23 protein-coding genes are annotated in these 18,605 nt (G+C 64.8%); 13 read left to right on the top strand and 10 right to left on the bottom strand.

Translation table 11 applies throughout. The features are described 5' to 3' along the window. Positions 1 to 248: 248 nt before the first annotated feature. Positions 249 to 1,634: a hypothetical protein gene (locus tag FHR19_RS16100; protein WP_184030591.1), complete on the bottom strand. Its 1,386-nt coding sequence runs from the start codon at positions 1,632 to 1,634 to the stop codon at positions 249 to 251. Next, the gene (locus FHR19_RS16095; protein ID WP_246359587.1) at positions 1,627 to 2,823 is read right to left on the bottom strand and encodes an ATP-dependent DNA helicase; all 1,197 of its coding nucleotides are present in this window, start codon (positions 2,821 to 2,823) and stop codon (positions 1,627 to 1,629) included. Before FHR19_RS16095 ends, FHR19_RS16100 begins: the two co-directional genes overlap by 8 nt. Here FHR19_RS16095 and FHR19_RS16090 point away from each other — a divergent pair. The 4 genes from FHR19_RS16090 to FHR19_RS16075 are packed head-to-tail and all read left to right on the top strand — an operon-like array spanning position 2,810 to position 5,887. Beyond that, complete coding sequence (locus FHR19_RS16090) at positions 2,810 to 3,550, top strand: ABC-three component system protein (protein ID WP_246359586.1); 741 nt, start codon at positions 2,810 to 2,812, stop codon at positions 3,548 to 3,550. The genes FHR19_RS16095 and FHR19_RS16090 overlap by 14 nt on opposite strands. Beyond that, positions 3,547 to 3,789: an ABC-three component system middle component 6 gene (locus FHR19_RS16085; protein ID WP_184030582.1), complete on the top strand. Its 243-nt coding sequence runs from the start codon at positions 3,547 to 3,549 to the stop codon at positions 3,787 to 3,789. Before FHR19_RS16090 ends, FHR19_RS16085 begins: the two co-directional genes overlap by 4 nt. Further along, positions 3,789 to 5,219 carry a hypothetical protein gene (locus FHR19_RS16080; RefSeq protein ID WP_184030579.1) on the top strand — a complete coding sequence of 477 codons (1,431 nt, stop codon included), beginning with the start codon at positions 3,789 to 3,791 and terminating at the stop codon, positions 5,217 to 5,219. The genes FHR19_RS16085 and FHR19_RS16080 overlap by 1 nt, the downstream gene beginning before the upstream one ends. Positions 5,220 to 5,260: 41 nt before the next feature. Then, on the top strand, positions 5,261 to 5,887 hold the full coding sequence (locus FHR19_RS16075; protein ID WP_184030576.1) for a hypothetical protein: 627 nt from the start codon (positions 5,261 to 5,263) through the stop codon (positions 5,885 to 5,887). A 354-nt stretch (positions 5,888 to 6,241) separates the two neighbouring features. Here FHR19_RS16075 and FHR19_RS16070 read toward each other — a convergent pair whose 3' ends face one another. The 6 genes from FHR19_RS16070 to FHR19_RS16045 all read right to left on the bottom strand — a co-directional run bounded on the left by FHR19_RS16070 (position 6,242) and on the right by FHR19_RS16045 (position 10,146). Continuing rightward, a complete protein-coding gene (locus FHR19_RS16070; protein WP_184030573.1) occupies positions 6,242 to 6,976 on the bottom strand; it encodes a DUF1223 domain-containing protein in 735 nt (244 codons plus the stop codon). Then, on the bottom strand, positions 6,973 to 7,728 hold the full coding sequence (locus tag FHR19_RS16065) for an HvfC/BufC N-terminal domain-containing protein (protein WP_184030570.1): 756 nt from the start codon (positions 7,726 to 7,728) through the stop codon (positions 6,973 to 6,975). The genes FHR19_RS16070 and FHR19_RS16065 overlap by 4 nt, the downstream gene beginning before the upstream one ends. Further along, entirely contained in the window at positions 7,725 to 8,552 is an 828-nt protein-coding gene (gene bufB, locus FHR19_RS16060) for an MNIO family bufferin maturase (RefSeq protein ID WP_184030567.1), read from the bottom strand. The genes FHR19_RS16065 and bufB overlap by 4 nt, the downstream gene beginning before the upstream one ends. 56 nt (positions 8,553 to 8,608) lie before the next feature. Further along, entirely contained in the window at positions 8,609 to 8,872 is a 264-nt protein-coding gene (gene bufA2 / locus FHR19_RS16055) for a BufA2 family periplasmic bufferin-type metallophore (protein ID WP_184030564.1), read from the bottom strand. Positions 8,873 to 8,968: 96 nt separating this feature from the next. Further along, positions 8,969 to 9,610 carry a DUF1109 domain-containing protein gene (locus tag FHR19_RS16050; RefSeq protein WP_184030562.1) on the bottom strand — a complete coding sequence of 214 codons (642 nt, stop codon included), beginning with the start codon at positions 9,608 to 9,610 and terminating at the stop codon, positions 8,969 to 8,971. After that, positions 9,607 to 10,146, bottom strand: a complete 540-nt coding sequence (locus FHR19_RS16045) for a sigma-70 family RNA polymerase sigma factor (RefSeq protein ID WP_184030559.1) — start codon at positions 10,144 to 10,146, stop codon at positions 9,607 to 9,609. The genes FHR19_RS16050 and FHR19_RS16045 overlap by 4 nt, the downstream gene beginning before the upstream one ends. Before the next feature lie 209 nt (positions 10,147 to 10,355). On the opposite strand from FHR19_RS16045, the gene FHR19_RS16040 reads away from it, so the two are divergent. From FHR19_RS16040 to FHR19_RS16010, 7 genes are all read left to right on the top strand, one after another. Further along, positions 10,356 to 10,631 (top strand): BufA1 family periplasmic bufferin-type metallophore, encoded by a 276-nt coding sequence (locus tag FHR19_RS16040; RefSeq protein WP_184030557.1) that lies wholly within the window; start codon positions 10,356 to 10,358, stop codon positions 10,629 to 10,631. Between the two features lie 58 nt (positions 10,632 to 10,689). Beyond that, complete coding sequence (locus FHR19_RS16035) at positions 10,690 to 11,136, top strand: DoxX family protein (RefSeq protein WP_184030554.1); 447 nt, start codon at positions 10,690 to 10,692, stop codon at positions 11,134 to 11,136. Positions 11,137 to 11,158: 22 nt separating this feature from the next. After that, positions 11,159 to 11,410 carry a hypothetical protein gene (locus FHR19_RS16030; RefSeq protein WP_184030552.1) on the top strand — a complete coding sequence of 84 codons (252 nt, stop codon included), beginning with the start codon at positions 11,159 to 11,161 and terminating at the stop codon, positions 11,408 to 11,410. A gap of 314 nt (positions 11,411 to 11,724) precedes the next feature. Then, the gene (locus tag FHR19_RS16025; RefSeq protein ID WP_206379054.1) at positions 11,725 to 12,090 is read left to right on the top strand and encodes a DUF305 domain-containing protein; all 366 of its coding nucleotides are present in this window, start codon (positions 11,725 to 11,727) and stop codon (positions 12,088 to 12,090) included. A gap of 1 nt (position 12,091) precedes the next feature. Further along, on the top strand, positions 12,092 to 13,531 hold the full coding sequence (locus FHR19_RS16020; protein WP_088368484.1) for a YncE family protein: 1,440 nt from the start codon (positions 12,092 to 12,094) through the stop codon (positions 13,529 to 13,531). A gap of 1 nt (position 13,532) precedes the next feature. Next, complete coding sequence (locus FHR19_RS16015; RefSeq protein ID WP_088368483.1) at positions 13,533 to 14,042, top strand: RNA polymerase sigma factor; 510 nt, start codon at positions 13,533 to 13,535, stop codon at positions 14,040 to 14,042. Next, positions 14,039 to 14,809, top strand: a complete 771-nt coding sequence (locus FHR19_RS16010) for an anti-sigma factor family protein (protein WP_058733713.1) — start codon at positions 14,039 to 14,041, stop codon at positions 14,807 to 14,809. The genes FHR19_RS16015 and FHR19_RS16010 overlap by 4 nt, the downstream gene beginning before the upstream one ends. Before the next feature lie 51 nt (positions 14,810 to 14,860). Here FHR19_RS16010 and FHR19_RS16005 read toward each other — a convergent pair whose 3' ends face one another. Together FHR19_RS16005 and FHR19_RS16000 are read right to left on the bottom strand one after the other, a co-directional pair. Then, positions 14,861 to 15,373 carry an MgtC/SapB family protein gene (locus FHR19_RS16005; protein WP_058733712.1) on the bottom strand — a complete coding sequence of 171 codons (513 nt, stop codon included), beginning with the start codon at positions 15,371 to 15,373 and terminating at the stop codon, positions 14,861 to 14,863. Beyond that, entirely contained in the window at positions 15,370 to 16,437 is a 1,068-nt protein-coding gene (locus FHR19_RS16000) for a molybdopterin-dependent oxidoreductase (protein WP_097064887.1), read from the bottom strand. Before FHR19_RS16000 ends, FHR19_RS16005 begins: the two co-directional genes overlap by 4 nt. A gap of 146 nt (positions 16,438 to 16,583) precedes the next feature. Here FHR19_RS16000 and FHR19_RS15995 point away from each other — a divergent pair, with 146 nt between their 5' ends. Then, complete coding sequence (locus FHR19_RS15995; protein WP_058733710.1) at positions 16,584 to 17,456, top strand: LysR family transcriptional regulator; 873 nt, start codon at positions 16,584 to 16,586, stop codon at positions 17,454 to 17,456. Further along, complete coding sequence (locus FHR19_RS15990) at positions 17,453 to 18,604, top strand: TDT family transporter (RefSeq protein WP_184030549.1); 1,152 nt, start codon at positions 17,453 to 17,455, stop codon at positions 18,602 to 18,604. Before FHR19_RS15995 ends, FHR19_RS15990 begins: the two co-directional genes overlap by 4 nt. The last annotated feature ends 1 nt before the right edge of the window (position 18,605 follow it).

Here is an 18,605-nt window from a genome sequence, read left to right as displayed (position 1 = left end):
GACAGAGGTCGATCCCGGTAATCCATAGGAGGGCCCCGCGGGCATCGCCGCGCGCAGCCCAGAGCGCTGGCGGTGATGCCCGCGGGAGGTACCTGTGGAGTACCGGGATTGGCCGGACCCACGACCGACTTTCACTCCCGCTGCACCAGCAGCGGGCTCGGTCAACACGCATCCGCTCGGTTAGGAGTCGGCAGCGCGAGTGAAGCGAGCGGACGGTCTTTATGGTAACAATCCATTTGGAAGAAGTCTTAGGCACCGAGAAGCAGCTCGTCGGCGATCCGCCGCAACGCTGAAGCTGCTTCCTCGTTTCTCAAATCCGCGATCAACCGCGCAGCGCGATGAAGCTCGCAGTGCTGCGACAAGCGACGGGCAAGCGTACCTACATGTGCCTCGAGTTGACGCCGCTTCGTTTTGAGCTTCGCCACTGCGTTCGCGTCGGATTTCTCGATACGCCTTTTCAGTACATAATTTAGGTACGGGCGCAGAGACTCGGGACTCATATGTCCCATGCGCTCGGCTGCAAGCGTGAGTATGGTTTCGATCCAGCTCGTCTGGGAGCCGATCATCTCACCGCTGAATACCGCCTCGACGAGCGTTTCGACCACCTCGACGGCCTTGCGCGCGCGTAGCCGGTGTATGTTCGCGTTCGTGATACCCGCGCTGTTGAAGGCCTTTGCCCCAAGAGAGGTCACACTGTCTGGATGCAGAACGAGACCGGTGCGGGTCGAGATGAACACCTCATCCGGTTCGTGGTAATCAACGATCTTAGCCTTACAGAGGCTGACGATGTCTGCCCTTCCAACCTCTATGAAGTCCATCGTTCTGATTACCAGGTCTGGTGAAACGTAAATTGGCTTTGTTTTACCCCCCTTGCGTTTGAGCTCAATACACCAGTCCTCACCTAGATCAATAAGCTTTTCCAGTTCTGACTGGGTTGGCATATGCGACTTGCGTACTTGCAGAATCTCAGACCGACGGGTTCCGACTTCCTCCGCCCAAGAGAACATTAGCGAGTCTCGTTCACCCAGAGGTTGCTCAGCGATTACCTCGTGAGCGCGACGTGTCTCATCTTCGGTCGGAGTATGACGAAGACGCGAACTTTGCCTCGCACCAGCAAGCTTCAGCTTCGTTGACCAGCTCGCGAAAACCTTTCCATGTCGCGTCTTTCGGAATGTTCGCTTAGCTGTTATGGAAAAGCCGTGTTCTCTGATCTGAGCCGGTATCTCGTCATCGGTGTAGATGCCGACGTGGTAACGAATACGCCTCTTCTCCTCCGCCCACTGATAGAAGCTGAATATTACGTCCAAGGAGGTGTTCACCCGAGGGATTCCGACGCTTTGGCCGCGGTGCAGCTCTTCTCGCCAAACCAGCAGGAAGTCATCATCGACGGTCCTCCAGTTTCTCCGTCTCGAGCGGCAGAAGCGAAGGAAGGGTCGGAGGATATTCGCATATTCTTCCACACTACTGATCGCTAGTCCATCGCGAACCACAAGGTCTCGAAACCAGTCTGAAGCGTCCTCATCAATGCCGTCATTCCACACAAGCGTGGGGATCCCTGGATAGCGCTTCTCTTTGATCATGCAGGTCGCATCGGTGAGAACGATCAACCCGTTAGCAACGTCGGATTCAGGCATGTGATGAAATTTCGGAGGATCTGTGAGAAGCAAGGAGGACGTCCAACGCGACACGCCGTTGATCAACTTTGGGCGTCGTTCGCACAATGCGGCGGTATTGGTCCGGCGTCCCCACAAGCACGACCTGCCGCCTTCCACGGGTAATCGCCGTATACAACCAGCTTTGATCCATGTCGTCGTCGAGGAAAACGATGACACGCTCGAAGTCAGATCCTTGCGCTCGATGGCAGGTTAGCGCGTATCCCCACGAACAGCTTGCCAAGTGTCGGCGATCCAAAAGGCGGGTCGTGCCATCGACTTCCACCAACACGAACGGCAGATCGCCATTTTCGGCTCCACGCGCTGCGCGGTCCCGGCGGCTTTGGTCGATCTCGTCGCTCGTCGCCAACCTGAGTATCCGGCCAAGACTACCGTTCATCAGGTCGACATCCCAATGGTTCACGTCGCAAACGAACCGATCCCCCAAGCAGAACCCGCTCTTCCCCGCCAAGCCGTTCGCTACGCCTCGCGCACTGAAATGGCTTTCGTGGATGGCGGTGTTGATTGTTAGGGCATTGCCGTGTCCGGTGCGACGGCGAGGAGCGATGACGCAGATGTCACAATGATCCTCGGTACCCCCGAGATCGGCGAATACTTCGCAGGTGGTTCTAACCGCGTCCTCCCCAGGCGCGATCATGAATACGCCATCTGCGGGTCCCTCAAAGATTGGGAGATGGTCGATTTCTTTTTTCCGTACGGCGCGCGCGACGTCCCGGATTGAGTTACCCTTCTCCTGCCGCCAGATTTGATCGAGTACCGTGACGGGAAGCCCCTCGCGTCCAGCTAACAGATGAAGGATCTTCCCGCTGCCGACCGGCGGCAACTGGAAGTCATCTCCGACCAGCACGAGGTTCGCACGCCCCTTCAGACGTCGAAGAACAGCATAGAAGCTGGCTACGTCCAGCATCGACGCCTCGTCGATGATGACATGAGTGGCCTGCATTATGCGACTCTGCTCCATCGTATGAATGAAGCCAGCAATCGTCACAGCTTCTCTCCCAGTCGCCTCCCGCATCCTCTTGGCTGCTCGCCCCGCGAGCGCCATCTGAAGGACAGCGTCTTTTCTATCCTGAAGCTGTTCCACGGCGTGATGGAGAGCGGCGAGACATGCTGTCTTACCGGTTCCAGCTCCCCCGATGACGATCGACAACGGCAATTCGATGGCGTTGCGGATTGCAGCGCGCTGCTTCTCCGCCAACTTGAAAGCGTTGCTTGCCTGGCGTTCGAACGACTCGATGGCGGCGTCGCAGCCGAGATCGAGCCTTGACTGCGCATCTGTGCACCGCCGGCCGATGCCCTCAGAACTGGTGCGCAAGATAGAGCAGCTCGCCGACGAACTTAAGGTGCCGGCCGGACCGCTCACGCGGTCCGACATTCTGGACCTGATCAAAAGCCTGCCGGCGGAGGAGCGTATGCGACTATATGGCCGCGCGCCCCGGCCGACGGACATGGCAAGGATCACCTACGCGAACCTTGGGCGTGCACTAACCTTGATTCGCCGCGCCATCGCCACCGATCCGAACGAGCCCGTATCCCTCTCTGCCGATCTCGCGACCAAGGTGGCCTTCAACGCGCTATCCGATGCGACGCGCCACTTCCTCTCGATCGGCCAGACCGGCGTCGCAAAGGTCGAAGAGTATCTGCGCGATCAGCCCGACCCCGAGGAGCCCGAACGTATGGCCCAAGGGTTCAAGGCCCGATACGCAGAGTGCGTCACCTCCGGCCTTGAACCCGATCACACATTTAGGGAATTGGTAATCTTCGCAGGCGGCGGCACGGGCGAAGCAGAGCGCGACACCGCGGCTCTCGCGATCGTGACCCGCTTTTTTGTGACGTGTCAGATATTTGAGATTCCAGTGATGGGTTTTGCGCCGTGATTCTTCCAACGAAGAACATCAGTCCGGATCGGGCACTGCTCACCCTGGCGGGTAAGGTTTTTGACGGCCTCGGCTCCCCGCGCACGGTCTCCGGAGTTTGGGACGAATTCCGCATGCAGCAGGAGGCCCGGCCGGTCTCGTATGCCTTCTTCATCCTTGCGATCGATCTCCTCTTCCTGATGAAGTTGGTCTCGCTCGGCGACGACGGCTTGATTCGTCGCCGCGTAGGAGGGCATTGATGCTGCACAGGCTGGCAGCGGACCGGGCAGGCTTCAGGACGCTGAACCTCCGCCCCGGCCTCAACATCCTTCTCGCGACGCGCGCCGATGGGAGCGACCAGGATAGTAGTCGCGCCAGCGAGAGGCGCAGCCGCAATGGTGCCGGCAAGTCGAGCACCATCGATTTGGTTCACTTCCTTCTCGGGGGCAAACCCGAGGGCGCCCTTACCGCACCTGCCCTGGCCGAATGGAATTTCACGCTTGATCTCGATGTCGGTCCCGAGCGGATCGAGGTCACGCGCAGCGTCGCCAACGCCAAGCAGGTCTTCATCCGCTCTCCACAGTCCGGCGTAGATCGTATTCAGAACGCGCAGTGGTGCAAACGGCTCGGCGAGGAGTGGTTCAGGCTGCGCGAGAAGCGCGGCAACGGCGACGTCTCATATCGGCAACTCGTCAGCTATTTCGCCCGCCGCAAGCGGGATGGCGGCCTCGACAGCCCCGTCCGGACCTTCAGGAACCAGTCCACCGCTTCGGCTGAAACTTCACTCGCCCACCTGTTTGGTCTCGATGCTGAACTCGTGCGTCGACTGCACCAGGCAAAGGCAGCACTCAAACAGACCAAGGATGCACAGACCGCTCTAGCCACCTTGGATAAGGCCGCTGCCGAGGGGGCCAAGCGCGCCGACCTTGAGGCTCAGCTTGAGGCGCAGATCGCCTCGGTAAAGCTCGGGCGCGATCGTCTGGCGGAGCGGATCGAAGCGTTCAACGTCCTGCCCGCCTTTCGCGAGCTGGAACGCGAACTCGCTACCCTCAATCAAGATTTCCGCGATCTCTCCGACGGCGATGTGATCGATCAAGAGGCGATCGACGTGAACGCGCGGGCTTTGGAGGCGGAGATCTTTACCGACGTACCGGACATCGCCCGCTTGTTCGAAGAAGCGAGGATCGTCTTCCCTGACCTCGTGACCGATCGATATGAAGAGGTCCACCGCTTTCACGAGAAGTTGCTCGAGAACCGGCAATCCCATCTGCAAAACGAAATCGCGGCGGCGCAGCAGCGTATCGCCAAGCGCCAGCCGCTTCGCGAACTCATAGAAGCGCGCCGCCGCGACATCACGCGATCTTTGCGTGCGAGCGGCCCTGCCGACGAACTGCTACGGCTACGCGATGAACTCGCCGGACGTGAGTCTGAGCTCAAGCAGCTTGAGGGGCGTCTGCAGGAGGCTCGAAAGCTCGAAGAGCGAGCCGAGGCGCTTGAACGCGAGGTGGAGGAAGCCGTGCGCGCGATGCGTCAGGACCGCCGCGAGCGATCGGCGATCGTCGATACAGCGAGCCGCACCTTTTCGGAAATCTCCGAACGCCTGTATGAGAAGCCCGGCCAACTGGCTATTTCAGCCACTGATACCGGCCTGCGTTTCCTGCCGCAGAGCCGCATCTCGGACACGTCGTAGGCAACCAGACCGCGGTGCGGGGCTACAGCATCGGCGCGTGGATGAGATCGCCCACCGCCGCTGAGTTTCGGGTCCATCACACCGCACCGACCACGCCGTCGCCCGCCCCGCCGAACTCCACCCCTGTTGCCAGCGTTGATGACGACGAGGTCGGGACGGATATTCAGAAGAATAACTTCGCGACCGCTTTCGGGCTCGCCCATTCGCCAGTTTTAGCTAACGCGATCCGGCATGGAACGGACCGAGCGGGGTATACAGAGTTCGTCCCGTTCCTGCGTTTCCGTTGGCTCGATCAGTATTGGGTTACCGGTCCTCTCGTTCCGCCGACCATTTGGAGCGACGTGTCGAACGTCCCGCAAACGCGGCTGCATGCGGCTTCGGACTGGCCGTGGCTGCGCCCATTTGTCCACTCGCACCTGTTTGCGATCCGCGCAGACGTCGCTAAGCTCGCCCTGCGCTCGTTCCTGAACGACGCGATAGATACCGATCGCTCGTCGATTCCGTTCGAGGTGATGGGAGACGATCTACGCAATCGCGCCCGTGGACTCGATCTTGAGGGACGCGGCGGCGCGGTTTTTGCCGACGGCCTCGCGTTGGTCACCGCCGGGTCAGCCATCGACGAACTCGAGCTCATCCATTGGCGACGGGGTGACAACGACTTCAGCTGATAGCTTTAGCCGAGCTGAGTTGGGGCACCGGTCAGAGGTATAAGGTTACCTTGAGGCTCCAGCTCAATCGAGAGTTGTTCGCCGAAGATAAGCTTTGCACGTTACGTCACGCTTCATGACGCAGGCAAGTGCTGAACGTCGGCTTCTGACAAGAGCTGACGCTCAGCCTGCGGCGTGGGAACGACGGCTTTGTCCCAATCCTCGCCCTTCCGCCCTGCCGATCGGCATTGTCGCGCAGTATGAACGAATGACCGAAGTTGGGGTGGTGAAAGCCGGCTGCGAACGGCTGGAATTGGGTCGCAGTTGCCGCGAGGCCGCCATTGCGCTCTCGCTCAGCTTCGCTCCGCCAGTCTACTAGACATGGCGCGCGGCGAGGATTGGACCGTTCGCGCCATCCTGAACGAGGATCGCTCCCGCAAGCCCCTTGGGCACTGCTTGTCCTACGCTAAACCGGGTCGCGCTGCCGTTCCAGCTGCCCAGCCGTATCAGCTGGCGCACGACGTTGCGGTGGTCGATCTTTCGGCCGCCATTCTCCCCCCGGCCGATGGCAACGCGCAGCGTGCGGGGGTCGTAGCGGACGAGCCACACGGCCGCCGGCCTCCCGGGGCGGATGCCCGCCGCGATGGTCACGTCGGACCCGTTCGCCGCGATCGCCGGACCGCCCGCCAGCCGCGGGGTCGCCTTGAGCGCCGCATCCAGTTCCGCCCGCCGCCCGCCGACGATCGAGGTGCGACCGTTGACGATGACTTGAGGCGTGAAGACGCCCGGTCGGCCGGCGGCGACGGCGTAGCGGCGCTGGCGATCGGTGAAGGCGGGGTCGCCGAACGTGTCCTTCCATCCCAGCCGGTCCCAATAGGTGACGGCGAAGGTCAGGGCGAGGACATCCGGCCGGTCGGCGATCGCGTTGACGTTGGCGATCGCCGGCGGACAGCTCGAGCATCCCTGGCTCTGATATAGCTCGACAACCAGTGCGGGGCTGGCATCGGCGGTGCGGGGTGGTGCGGTCGATGTGCCCGCAGCACTGCAAGCGGTGAGCGCGATCGCTGCGGCGAGCAGCGGCGCGCGGTATCTCAGCTGGGCAAGGATCATAGGATACTCCTGTCGTCGTCGATCGCACACACCAAACCGTCGGTGATCCATCGGCCGAGCCAGACGCCGGCGCGGCTAATGCCCTCGTCCGGGCCGAATGCCTCCGCCGTGTGCGTGCACAGGTCGCCGAACGGCAGCCCGGCACGGACGCGGCAAAGCGCCTGTGCCTCGATCGGATCGGCGATGCGGATGCGCGATATGCCCGCCTGCCGCCAGACGAAGAGGGCGCGCGGCGTATCGAGGCGAGCGGCGGCGGGCGGCATGGCGCCGGCGGACAGCAACTCCCAAAGCTCGAAGGCGTTCGTCGCCCCTTCGAGCAGCTCGAGCGTCGGCGTGATGTGGAGCACCGCCCGATCCCAGTCATAGCCGGCGAGGCGATCGATCCCCACAACGGACGCGTCCGGCCCGATGAACGCGCGGTCGAGGGCGAGCTCGATCGCGGCGATTTCCGCCACTTCGAGATCGTCGGGATAGCGCAGCGCCAGCGTGACGGGGAAATCCTCGCCATAGGCATCGAGCGTCCAGCTGCTCGGCGGGACGCGTCCGACATGGTCGATCACCGTGTCGAGGAACGCATCGTCGCCGATCCACGCGCGCGTCCGCGGGAAGCCGGCCTCCAGACAGGCCACCAGCGCCGCACGGTGATTGTTGCGATAAACCGCGAGGCCCGGCGCAGCCCCGGCGTCAAAGCCGGCGGCGCAGCCGCTCCTCAGCCAGTCGCGCATCGCTCGCTGCTGCACGACCAGCATCATGCCGCGTGCCGGATGCCGGTGGCCGCGATACGGCGGGCGGTGGCGAGTTCGCCGAGCAGCTCGGCAAGCGGCGGAATGTCGTCGTCGCGCTCGATCATCGTCGCAACCGCGCCGAGCTTCGGCAGGACATGCGCATAAAGGTCCCAGACAGAGGGCGGCACCGGCCGGTCATGCGTGTCGATCAGCAGCTGCTCGCCCTGGCTGTGCCCCGCCAGATGCACCTGCCGGACGCGCGCATGGGGCAGACCGTCCAGATAGTCGAGCGCATCGAAGCCGTGATTGGCGGCGCTGACGAACACGTTGTTGACGTCGAGCAGCACCCCGCAACCGGTACGATCGCACACCGACTCCAGGAACGCCCATTCGGTCATCTCGGCAGGGCCGAGCGCGAGGTAGCTCGACGGATTCTCGATGAGCATCGTGCGGCCGAGCGCGGCCTGTGCCCGGTCGATGTTCGCGCAGACGACCGATAGCGCCTCCTGCGTATAGGGGATCGGCAGCAGGTCGTGCGCGCTGAACCCGTCGATCCGCGACCAGCTCAGATGGTCGGACACGAACAGCGGATCGACCTCGTCCACCAGCGCGCGCAGCCGCGCGAGATAGGCGGGGTCGAGACCGTCGGCGGAGCCCAGCGACATCGACACGCCGTGCAGCGCGACCGGATAGCGTTCGCGCACTTCGCGCAGGATGCGGCGCGGCTGGCCGCCGTCGACCATGAAGTTCTCCGAGATGACCTCGACGAAATCGACGGGCACCTTGTGCGACAGGAACTCGGCATAATGCGGCTTGCGGAGGCCAAGGCCGAAGGTCGGGCGGGGCATCATGGGATCGCTCCTCGATGGGCGGCCCGGCACGATCGCGCCGGGCCAGATCGCGGGGGTCAGGCGCCTTCGGTCAGGCTGCCGCCGGCCTTCTTGCATGCCTTGGCGCTCAGTTCCTTGAAGCCCTGGCCCTTGCATTCGTTCTGGCCGCGGCACTCGTGCGCGGCGGTCTTGCAGTCCGACGTGCCCTTGCAGGTGTTGACGCCGTAGCAGTGGATCTTGCCGGCGGCGAACGCTTCGGCGGGCGCAGGCGCGGCGGCGGCAACGATGGCGATGGCGGCGGCGGAAGCGGCAAGGCCGAGGCCGGTGTCGAGGGTCATCATGGGGCTCTCCTGAAGGAAAAGTTCAGCCGGATTGGCCCCCTTCATTCGTCCGGCCCCGTGATCCGGTTACGCGTCCGACGCCGAAAAATTCGGCGCTCACCAGCGCAGCAGCCGCGGGCCGAGCAGCGATCCGATTCCCGCCGCCAGCAGGATGCCGAGCGAATACCAGGTGAGGACGAAGATCGCCGACACTTCCGGGCAATGGAGGCAATAGACCGTGGCGGCGAACGCCCCCGCCGACAGACCGGCGGCGGCTCCCGCCGCGCGCAGCCGGGTCGGCGCAAATCGTCGGAACGACCAGAGCAGCCCGGCGAAGATCGGCGCCGACAGCGCGAGAACGCGCCACGGGCACGTCCTCCAGCTATGGCCCAGCCACATCGCCAGCCATTCGGTCGAGGGCGTCCGCACCAGCTCGGCGGCACCCGCTAGTGCAAGCAGCGCCACCGGGATCGCCAAGAACCACAGCCCGCGCGGCCGCACCGTATCGGGTCGCGCTAGTTGCACCGTCACCGCCAGCGCCGCCACTGCCAGCGACAGCGTGTAGCTCCATTTCATCCAGAACACCGGCCCGAGCATCGCGCGGTCGAGGTCCGGCCGGATGCCGAGGCCGATGACGACCGCCGCCGCCGACAACAGGCCCCCGGCGAGAAGCCCGGCGAGCAGCCGCCGCCCGATCGCGCCGCGACGCACCGGCAGGGCGTCGGCGGCCAGTTGCCGGATCAGATCGTCGGTCTTCATCGCGTGCCTCCGTGCACGCGGGCGACGAGCGCCTTCAACCCGCGATGGACCGATATCTTCACGTCGGACTGACCGATCCCCTCGGCCGCGGCAGCTTCCGCGACGCTCAGCCCGTCGAGCCGGGTCGCGCGGATCATACGCGCCTGTTTGGGCGAGACGTGTTCAAGCAGCGTGTCGACGTCGAGCCGGGCGATCGTCTCGGCCTCGAAATCGTCCGCCGCGGCGATCGCGTCCGCATCCTCGATCGGCGACAGGCGCGCATGGCGGCGGAACTGGTCGACCATCTTGTAGCGCGCGATCGCGAACAGCCAGGCGGTGAACGGGCGATCCGGGTCCCAGGTCGCCCGGCGGGTATGAACGGCAATCAGCGTTTCCTGCACCAAATCCTCGATATCGTCGTCGCCGCCGCGCACGCGCCGGCGATAGAAGCCGCGAAGCAGGGGCACGAGCGCGCGGAGCAGCGCGGCGTGCGCGCCCGCATCGCCGGCCAGGCCCGCGACCATCAGGTCCCGCAATGCCGCTTCGGTGGTCCCCATCCATCCTCCTCGCCGCCCTGTTCGGGCGAGCGGGCCGCTTGGTTACAGATGGGCGCCAAACTTTCCCGCAAGCGCCGGTGTAACCGATGCCGAGGTCGCCGCGAATAGCCCGGCGTGACGTGGGTCCCCCGCCTCCTTCCCCGTCACCGCGCGGCCCGGCTTCCCTCCGCCGGGCCGCGCGACGAGGCGACCGATCGAAAGGATACCGCATGTCCGCCACCCCCGCCGCGCTTGCCGCAACCATCGCCGTCGCCGCCGCGTCACTCGCGGTTCCCGCCCACGCGCAGCAGAAGCCGGCGATGGAGAAATGCTACGGCGTCTCGCTCGCGGGCAGGAACGACTGCGCCGCCGGCGCCGGCACGAGCTGTGCCGGCACGTCGAAGGTCGATTATCAGGGCAACGCCTGGAAGCTGGTGAAGGCCGGCACCTGCACCGCAATCAAGACGCCCAAGGGCAAGGGATCGCTGACCCCGATCAGGGCCTGAACGGCACAGGACCGGTGCGCTGCGGCGTGCCGGTCCTCTCCTTATTCAAGGGACGACCATGCACGCCGTCAAACTCTATCGAAGCGGCACGGCCGCCTTGCCGCGCCTGTTGCCGGACGCGTTGCTGCTGCTGATCGCGCGGGTGGCGATCGCCGCCATCTTCTTCCTGTCGGGGCGGACGAAGGTCGAGGGTCTGCTGACGATCACCGAGGGCACGTATGAGCTGTTCCGCAGCGAATACGCGCTGCCGATCGTGCCGCCGGAGGTTGCGGCGATCGCGGCGACGGGTGCCGAGCATCTGTTTCCGATCCTGCTGATCCTCGGCCTCGGCACGCGCTTCGCCGCGCTGGCGCTGATCGGAATGACGCTGGTCATCCAGATTTTCGTCTATCCTGACGCCTGGCCGACGCATCTGAGCTGGGTGGCGCTCCTGCTGCCGCTGGTCGCGCACGGTGGTGGCGACTGGGCGCTGGACCGGCTGATCGTTCGGCGCGCTCTTCGCTGAATTCGTCCAACGATGCCTCTCGTTGATCGGGGCCGTCCACTCGCGGGAGCATTCGCTGAGGGCGGTTTTACAGACCCATAACGGCGACGGCTCGAAGCGCATTCGGCCGGTCGAACAACATGCAAACGTCGTCGGCGAAGAAGCAATTCAATGGGGGCTGACGGCCGATGCCCGGCTTCGCAATTTCGATCCGCGATCAGATGAACGAAAGGCCGATTTCGAATCGCGGGCGAAGGCGATCGAACGACCGACATTGGGTCCTTGTAGCGGCTGACCCACCGGTCGCGACGTGGTCTATCTCCGCTGCTTGCCTTGCCGATTGCGCATCGGAACCCGCGGCCTGCGGCTGGTGCGACTTTCCCAATTCTCCGTCTTCACGTGACCGTTTCGGGAAAATGCATTCGGGAACAAATTTCGGGAAAGTGGACCAATAAGACGTCTGACAGAGCGATCGGCGAGGCGGGATTCCCATCTGAGGTTCCCAATCGGGAAGGCTGATAACCGGCTCACCCATGGAATAAACCCGGACGAGCGTCGTCTATGCTTTCAGGACTGATGCGCCGGAGGCTTATGCGTAGACGATATTGGATGCTCGGTCTGACTGCTTCGGCCCTGCTCACAGGCGCAGTCGCGGCCGCCCCTGCCGGTGGTTACGCCAGCATGGTGGCTGCCGCGATGGACCGGATGATGGCGGGCATGATGGTCAAGCCGTCCGGCGACGTCGACCGCGACTTCGTCACGATGATGCTTCCGCATCATCAGGGTGCCATCGATATGGCGGTGGCGGAGCTTCGCTACGGCCACAACGAGCAGCTCAAGCGCATCGCGCAGGAGATCATCATTGATCAGCAGCAGGAGATCGCCGCCATGAAGCTGGCGATCGGTCAGCCGCTACCCCCTTCGACGCCAGCCCCGACGCAGGGCGGCGACCACCACAGCCATATGGAGCACTGACATGATCCGGACCATCCTGCGCTCGGCCGCCTTGCTGATGAGCGCCGCACCGGGGATCGCCATGGCCCAGCAGGCGCCATGGAACGCCAGGGACGTACCCGTCAGCCACCGCGACCGCGTCTATGCGTCCGAACAATTCTCCAACACGGTGTCGGTGACGGACCCGGCCGACAACCGGCTGCTCGGCGTCATCAAGCTGGGCGATCCCCAGCCGATGAACTTTTCGCCGCTCTACAAGGGACAGGTGCTGGTCCACGGCCTCGGCTTCTCGCCGGACGGGAAGACCTTGGCGGTCGTGTCGATCGGATCGAACGCCGTGTCGTGGATCGACACCGCCACCAACACCGTCAAGCACACGACCTATGTCGGGCGCAGTCCGCACGAGGCGTTCTTCACGCCAAACGGCAAGGAGGTGTGGGTTACGGTACGCGGCGAGGACTATATCGCCGTGCTCGACCCTACGACGTACAAGGAGACGGGGCGCATCAAGACGCCCGGTGGTCCGGGCATGACGATCTTCTCTCCCGATGGCCGGTACGGCTATGTCTGTTCGTCGTTCAATCCGGTGCTGGCCGTGTTCGATGTCGCGACCCACGCGCAGGTCGGACAGGTGGCACAGCCAAGCCCGTTCTGTCCCAATATTGCCGCGACGCCGGACGGCAAGCAGGTGTGGTTCACGCTGAAGGACATCGGCAAGACGGTCGCATTCGATGCGAGACCACCCTTCGCGATCCTGAAGGTGCTGGATACCGGGCCGATCACCAACCATGTCAACTTCGCCCGCACGGCCAAGGGGCAGTTCGCCTATGTGACGGTCGGCGGAGAGAATGCGGTGAAGGTGTTCCGCACATCCGACTTCGCGCCCGTCGCCACCATCCCGGTCGGCAAGATGCCGCACGGTGTCTGGCCATCGGGCGACGGCCGGCGCATCTACGTCGGGCTGGAGAATGCCGATGAGCTCGCCGCGATCGACACCGCTGGCAACACGGTCGTTGCCACCGTGCCGGTCGGACAGGCACCGCAGGCGATCGCCTATGTGTCGAACGCAGTTCCGACAGGCCCCGGCACCGACAATCTCCAGCCGCTCGGCACGGCCGGCAAGGCGTTGCATCTGACCATGGGGCCGATCGGCGGCAAAGGTACAGCAAGCAGCATCACCCTCTTCGACCAGGGCATCATTCAGGTCGTGCAAAGTGCCGTTACCGGTTTGCAGCCCAAAAAGCCTTACATGCTCGTGCTGACCGCCAATGCGGACGGCAGTGGTGCGGTAGAGCCGCTTGCGAACTTCATGAGCAACCCGGCAGGTGCGGCGATCGTCAACGCATCGGGTCCGATCCGGCAGATCGTTCAGGGCAGCACCGCGACGCCCCGCCGCTTTCTGGCGGTGGCGGAGGTGGTGAACGGCGCGCCTGGACGCATCGTGCAGGTGCAGCGCGACTGAAATGGACCCTCTTGCCGCCGCGATCGAACCCCTGATCCCCGGCCTGCGCCGCTATGCCCGGTCGTGGCTGCGCGATCGGGCGATGGCGGACGACGTGGTGCAGGATTGCCTCGAGCGCGCGGTCGGGCGATGGCGACAGCGGCGCGGGGTGGAGGTTCGCCCATGGGTCTACGCGATCCTGCACAATCTGTTGGTCGACCATCAGCGGCAGCGTAGCCGGCGAGGCACGGCGGTTCCGCTCCACCTCGTGGATGACGCCGCGCTCGGCCGTCCGGCCGATCAGGACACAGGCCTGCACCACCGCGACCTGCTGCGCGCGCTTGATGCGTTGCCTGAAGAGCAGCGAACGGTGCTGCTCCTCGTATCGGTCGAGGGTCTGCCCTATGCGGAGGTCGCTGCCGTCGTCGGCGTGCCGCTGGGCACGGTGATGTCGCGCATATCGCGGGGGCGCGACCGTCTGGCGACACTCCTCCGGGAGGGTGAACGGCCGCGATTGAGGAGCGTGCAATGACCAGCCCGATCGGCGAGGACGATCTGGCCGCATGGATCGATGGCAGGTTGTCGCCCGAGCGGCAGCGCCTGGTTGACGCCTACCTTAAAGGCCAGCCGGATCTGCATGCCCGTTTGCGGGAGCAGGCGGAGCAGGCGCGAGCCCTTGCATCCCTGTTCACCACGATCGCGGACGAACCCATTCCGGCGACGATGCGCGTGGCAGCGATCAGGGGACGGCAAAGGCAACCGCGTTGGCAACTCGCCATTGCCGCGTCACTTCTGCTGGCGTTGGGGTTTGGCGGGGGCTGGTCGAGCGCGCGGTGGAGCGGTGAACCCCGCGCGGGCATCGCGGCGCTGGCCAACGAGGCGAGTGACAATTTCCGTGTCTATGCCGCCGACCGGATACGACCGGCGGAAATCGGCCCCGACCAGCGCGCCATGCTGATCCGGTGGACCTCCGCCCGACTGGGTGAGCGCGTCACCATCCCGGACCTCAGCACAGCCGGCTATCGCTATGGCGGGGGGCGATTGGTCGCGACGCCTCACGGCCCTGCGGCACTGCTCCTCTACGACGGACCGCAAGCGTCGAAACTCGCGGTGCTGACGAGGCCTATGCAGATCGACAAGACCGCGAGCATGACCAGCACGTCCAGCGGGACCATGGGCCGGGTCACATGGGCGGTTGATGGGATCGGCTATAGTGTGGTGGGCGAGCGACCCGCGGCCGAGTTGCATCCGATCGCCGACGAGGTCCGGCGCCAGGCCGATGCGGCGCTGGTGTCCTGATTGCACCTTGCCGCTTCCCGACGCCGACAGGCACCGGGCGATCCAGCGGGATCACGGCTTGCGCTCGACGTCCTTCCTGTCGGCCTCGGCCGGCGTCCGGCGAGCCCGCTCGCGGATGCGGCGTTCCAGCGGCGCACCGACGAACAGGACGAGCATTGCAAGGCTCACCCCGCCGATGATGAGCGGCCACACTGCCAACCCCGCTGCCGCGCCGATCGTGGCCGTCACCCAGATGCACGCGGCGGTCGCCAATCCATGCACTTCCTGACCCTGGCCGACCCGCAGCACCGCGCCGGCACCGATGAAACCGACGCCTGTCAGAATGCCCTGCATCGCCCGCCCTGCGGCGTCGGCGTTTACATTTGGCAGGCCACTATGCACGACCGCCTGCACGGCGATGCAGCTCGCCAGACCGACCAGACCCAGCGTTCGCAAGCCCATGATCTGCCGGTTCTCGCGCGAGCGTTCCCAGCCGAGCACCATCCCGGCCGCGGTCGCCACCACCAGCCGCCCGATCGCATCGATCCAGAAGCCGATGTCCGATGCCGCTGACGCTTCGATCATTCGACCAGCACGTGGACGTGATGCCAGGCGGTGCACAGATATCCGGCGAAGTTCCACATCGTGTCCGGCCGTTCGGGCTGTCCCTGTCCAGCCCCGTCGAAGGCGCGCACGACAAGGTGCTGGCGACCTTTGGCAAGCGTGGCGTCGAGGGTCCAGCGCCGCCAACCCCAGTGCGTCTCCGGATCATCGGCGAACGTCGCCTGTTGCCACTCGCGACCACCGTTTACCGACACTTCGACCCGAGAGACGCGGCGATCATAGGCGATGGCATAGCCCTCGATCCGCACCTCCCCGGCCGGCAGGCTTTCGCCAGAGCCGGGCACGCAGATCGCGGCGTTGAGCGGCATGGCGTTGATCGTCAGACCCTGGCTCCAGTCGACGGTGTCGCTCGTCACATCGGCGGGAAACAGCTTGTAGTCGTGCGCCTGGATCGGTGCGTCGGAAGGCGTGTCTCGCACCTCGATCCGTGTCAGCCATTTGGCGCTGCGCACGCCTGCATAGCCCGGCACCACCATGCGGAGCGGGGCGCCATGTTCGGGCGTCAGCGGCTCGCCGTTCATCGCCCAGGCAATGAGGACGTCGGGTTGCCGCGCCTTGTCCATGGCGATCGAGACCCCGAACAAGGCTTCTTCGCCCTCCACGTCCACCTCGTCGGCGCCGGTGAACGCCACGAACAGGTTGGACGCATCAGGCGCGCCAACTGCATCGAGCACATCGGCCAGGCGTACGCCGGTCCACTCCGCATTGCCAATCGCGCCGACATCCCAAGGATCGCCCGACGTCTTGCCGACCTGCTGGAGGTCCGTGCGCCGGTTACCCGCGCATTGGAGCACGGCTGTCACCGAGTGCGTGGAAAACGTAGCTTTCAGTTCCTCTACCGAGAAAGAGCGGCTCGCCATGCCCGTCCCGCTCACCTCGATCCGATGATTGGCGGGCAGATCCGGCACTGGCCCGTGGCTGCGCACGTAGAACAGCGCCTGCGGCGTCAGGAACCGCTCGATCAACGCACTGGGCGTCGGCTCGGCGTTGTAGGGATCGGATTTGCGCTCGATCATATCGGTCATGGACGAACAAACGCCGCAAGCGCGCGGATCGCTTCAAGTCTTCAAGACCATCACAGACGAAAGGCTGCCGATCGTTCCGATATCCAGATTGGAATGAGCAGATCAAACGGTTGGTCGTATCGATCAGATTGCGCGATATAAGCTGCATGACCCTGGAGCAGCTCAGAATATTCGTCGGTGTCGCGGAGCGCGAACACGTCACCAAGGCAGCGGAGGTGCTGAACGTCACGCAGTCTGCTGCCTCCGGCGCGATTGCTGCCCTCGAAGCGCGCTACGGGGTTCCTCTGTTTCACCGCGTCGGGCGTGGCATCCAGCTGACCGAAGCAGGCCGCGGCTTTCTGGAGGAAGCGCGCGCGGTGCTGGGGCGGGCAGCGCATGCCGAGACGATGCTGGCGGACTATGCCGGGCTTGCCCGTGGTTCATTGCGGATCGTCGCCAGCCAGACGATCGCGAGCTACTGGTTGCCGGCAAAGCTCGCCGCCTTCCACGAACGCCACCCGCAGATCGCGGTTGAGCTCGCGATCGACAACACCGAAGGTGCGGCAGCGCAGGTCCTGAGCGGCGCGGCGGAACTCGGCTTTGTCGAGGGCGAGGTGGACGAACCGGCACTCGCCCACTGGACTGTCGGGCGTGATCCGATGGTGCTGGTCGGCCGCGAGGACGCCGAACGTGTCGACGAGGCCTGGCTGCGCACTGAACGCTGGATCGTCCGTGAGCTGGGATCCGGTACGCGCTCGACCTTCGAGGACGTGCTGCGAACGCGCGGGTTTGATCCGGCCCAGCTGACGATAGCGATGACGCTGCCGTCCAACGAGGCGGTGCGTACCGCGGTCGAGGCCGGTGCCGGCGTTGCCGTCTTGTCGCGATTGGTCGTAGCTCGTGCGCTCAAGGCCGGTGACCTTGTCGAGCTGCCGCTCGGGCTGCCCGACCGCGCCTTTCACGCGCTGCGCCACAAGGAACGCTATCGCACCCGCGCGGCCGACGCGCTGACGGACCTCATCAAGGAGCAGGTCGCATGACTGCCGACACGCACTCCGTTCTGAGCGGCCTCAAGCCGCTCAGCCGGCTCGATCACCCCCGCGAGATGATCCGCCAGTTCACGCCCAACTGGTTCGCCGCGACGATGGGCACGGGCATCCTCGCGCTCGCACTGCCGCAGGTACCCGGCATTGGACCCTCGCTGAAGCCATTCGGCGAGGTGTTGTGGTTCTTCAACATCGCACTCTTCGCGCTGTTCGCCGGCCTCTATGGCGCGCGCTGGGTGATGTTCGGGCATGAGGCGCGGCGCATCTTCGGGCACAACACCGTGTCAATGTTCATCGGGACCATCCCGATGGGGCTGGCGACAATCATCAACGGCTGCCTCGCCTTCGGCATCGCGCGGTTCGGGAATGGCATCGTACCGGTCGCGCAGGTCTTGTGGTGGATCGACGTCGCCATGTCGCTCGTCTGCGGCGTGCTGATCCCGTACCTGATGTTCACCCGCCACGAGCATAGCCTGGACGGCATGACCGCGGTATGGCTGCTGCCGGTCGTCGCTGCCGAAGTGGCGGGTGCCAGCGGCGGGCTGCTCGCGCCGCATCTGGCCGATCCCCACGCGCAGCTAGTCACGCTTGCGACCTCCTATGTGCTGTGGGCCTATTCAGTGCCGGTCGCGTTTGGCATCCTCGCCATCCTCATCCTGCGCATGGCACTCCACAAGTTGCCGCATGAAAGCATGGCGGCATCCTCCTGGCTGGCGCTGGGGCCGATCGGCACGGGTGCTCTGGGCATGCTGGTGCTCGGCGCGGATGCGCCGGCGATCCTCACCGCGCACCGGCTAGCCGGCGTCGGCACCGTCGCGCAGGGGATCGGCGTTGTCGCCGGGCTCTGCCTGTGGGGTTTCGGCCTGTGGTGGCTGGCGCTCGCGACGCTTATCACCATCCGCTACTGGCGCGCTGGTGTGCCGTTCAACCTGGGCTGGTGGGGCTATACCTTTCCGCTCGGCGTCTACACCGTCGCCACCTTCCGCCTCGGCACGACGCTGAACCTCGGCTTCTTCGGCATAGCTGGCACGGTGCTGACAGTCGCGCTTGCGGCGATGTGGCTGCTGGTCGGTGCCAAGACGCTGGCTGGCGCATGGCGGGGCAACCTGTTCGTCTCGCCCTGCATCGCCACCCCGAACTGAT

The organism is Sphingomonas yantingensis (assembly GCF_014199325.1).
Taxonomy (GTDB): domain Bacteria; phylum Pseudomonadota; class Alphaproteobacteria; order Sphingomonadales; family Sphingomonadaceae; genus Sphingomonas; species Sphingomonas yantingensis.
The sequence above is the reverse complement of the archived record's forward strand: the minus strand, read 5'-3'. Positions and strand labels throughout refer to the sequence as shown.

Excerpts from the sequence above, each read along its gene's own strand:
- FHR19_RS16100 (WP_184030591.1), bottom strand. The coding sequence starts at position 1,634 with ATGCCTGAATCCGACGTTGCTAACGGGTTGATCGTTCTCACCGATGCG.
- FHR19_RS16090 (WP_246359586.1), top strand. The coding sequence starts at position 2,810 with ATGACGATCGACAACGGCAATTCGATGGCGTTGCGGATTGCAGCGCGC.
- FHR19_RS16080 (WP_184030579.1), top strand. The coding sequence starts at position 3,789 with ATGCTGCACAGGCTGGCAGCGGACCGGGCAGGCTTCAGGACGCTGAAC.
- FHR19_RS16075 (WP_184030576.1), top strand. The coding sequence starts at position 5,261 with ATGAGATCGCCCACCGCCGCTGAGTTTCGGGTCCATCACACCGCACCG.
- FHR19_RS16070 (WP_184030573.1), bottom strand. The coding sequence starts at position 6,976 with ATGATCCTTGCCCAGCTGAGATACCGCGCGCCGCTGCTCGCCGCAGCG.
- FHR19_RS16065 (WP_184030570.1), bottom strand. The coding sequence starts at position 7,728 with ATGATGCTGGTCGTGCAGCAGCGAGCGATGCGCGACTGGCTGAGGAGC.
- bufB (WP_184030567.1), bottom strand. The coding sequence starts at position 8,552 with ATGATGCCCCGCCCGACCTTCGGCCTTGGCCTCCGCAAGCCGCATTAT.
- bufA2 (WP_184030564.1), bottom strand. The coding sequence starts at position 8,872 with ATGATGACCCTCGACACCGGCCTCGGCCTTGCCGCTTCCGCCGCCGCC.
- FHR19_RS16050 (WP_184030562.1), bottom strand. The coding sequence starts at position 9,610 with ATGAAGACCGACGATCTGATCCGGCAACTGGCCGCCGACGCCCTGCCG.
- FHR19_RS16045 (WP_184030559.1), bottom strand. The coding sequence starts at position 10,146 with ATGGGGACCACCGAAGCGGCATTGCGGGACCTGATGGTCGCGGGCCTG.
- FHR19_RS16040 (WP_184030557.1), top strand. The coding sequence starts at position 10,356 with ATGTCCGCCACCCCCGCCGCGCTTGCCGCAACCATCGCCGTCGCCGCC.
- FHR19_RS16035 (WP_184030554.1), top strand. The coding sequence starts at position 10,690 with ATGCACGCCGTCAAACTCTATCGAAGCGGCACGGCCGCCTTGCCGCGC.
- FHR19_RS16025 (WP_206379054.1), top strand. The coding sequence starts at position 11,725 with ATGCTCGGTCTGACTGCTTCGGCCCTGCTCACAGGCGCAGTCGCGGCC.
- FHR19_RS16020 (WP_088368484.1), top strand. The coding sequence starts at position 12,092 with ATGATCCGGACCATCCTGCGCTCGGCCGCCTTGCTGATGAGCGCCGCA.
- FHR19_RS16015 (WP_088368483.1), top strand. The coding sequence starts at position 13,533 with ATGGACCCTCTTGCCGCCGCGATCGAACCCCTGATCCCCGGCCTGCGC.
- FHR19_RS16010 (WP_058733713.1), top strand. The coding sequence starts at position 14,039 with ATGACCAGCCCGATCGGCGAGGACGATCTGGCCGCATGGATCGATGGC.
- FHR19_RS16005 (WP_058733712.1), bottom strand. The coding sequence starts at position 15,373 with ATGATCGAAGCGTCAGCGGCATCGGACATCGGCTTCTGGATCGATGCG.
- FHR19_RS16000 (WP_097064887.1), bottom strand. The coding sequence starts at position 16,437 with ATGACCGATATGATCGAGCGCAAATCCGATCCCTACAACGCCGAGCCG.
- FHR19_RS15995 (WP_058733710.1), top strand. The coding sequence starts at position 16,584 with ATGACCCTGGAGCAGCTCAGAATATTCGTCGGTGTCGCGGAGCGCGAA.
- FHR19_RS15990 (WP_184030549.1), top strand. The coding sequence starts at position 17,453 with ATGACTGCCGACACGCACTCCGTTCTGAGCGGCCTCAAGCCGCTCAGC.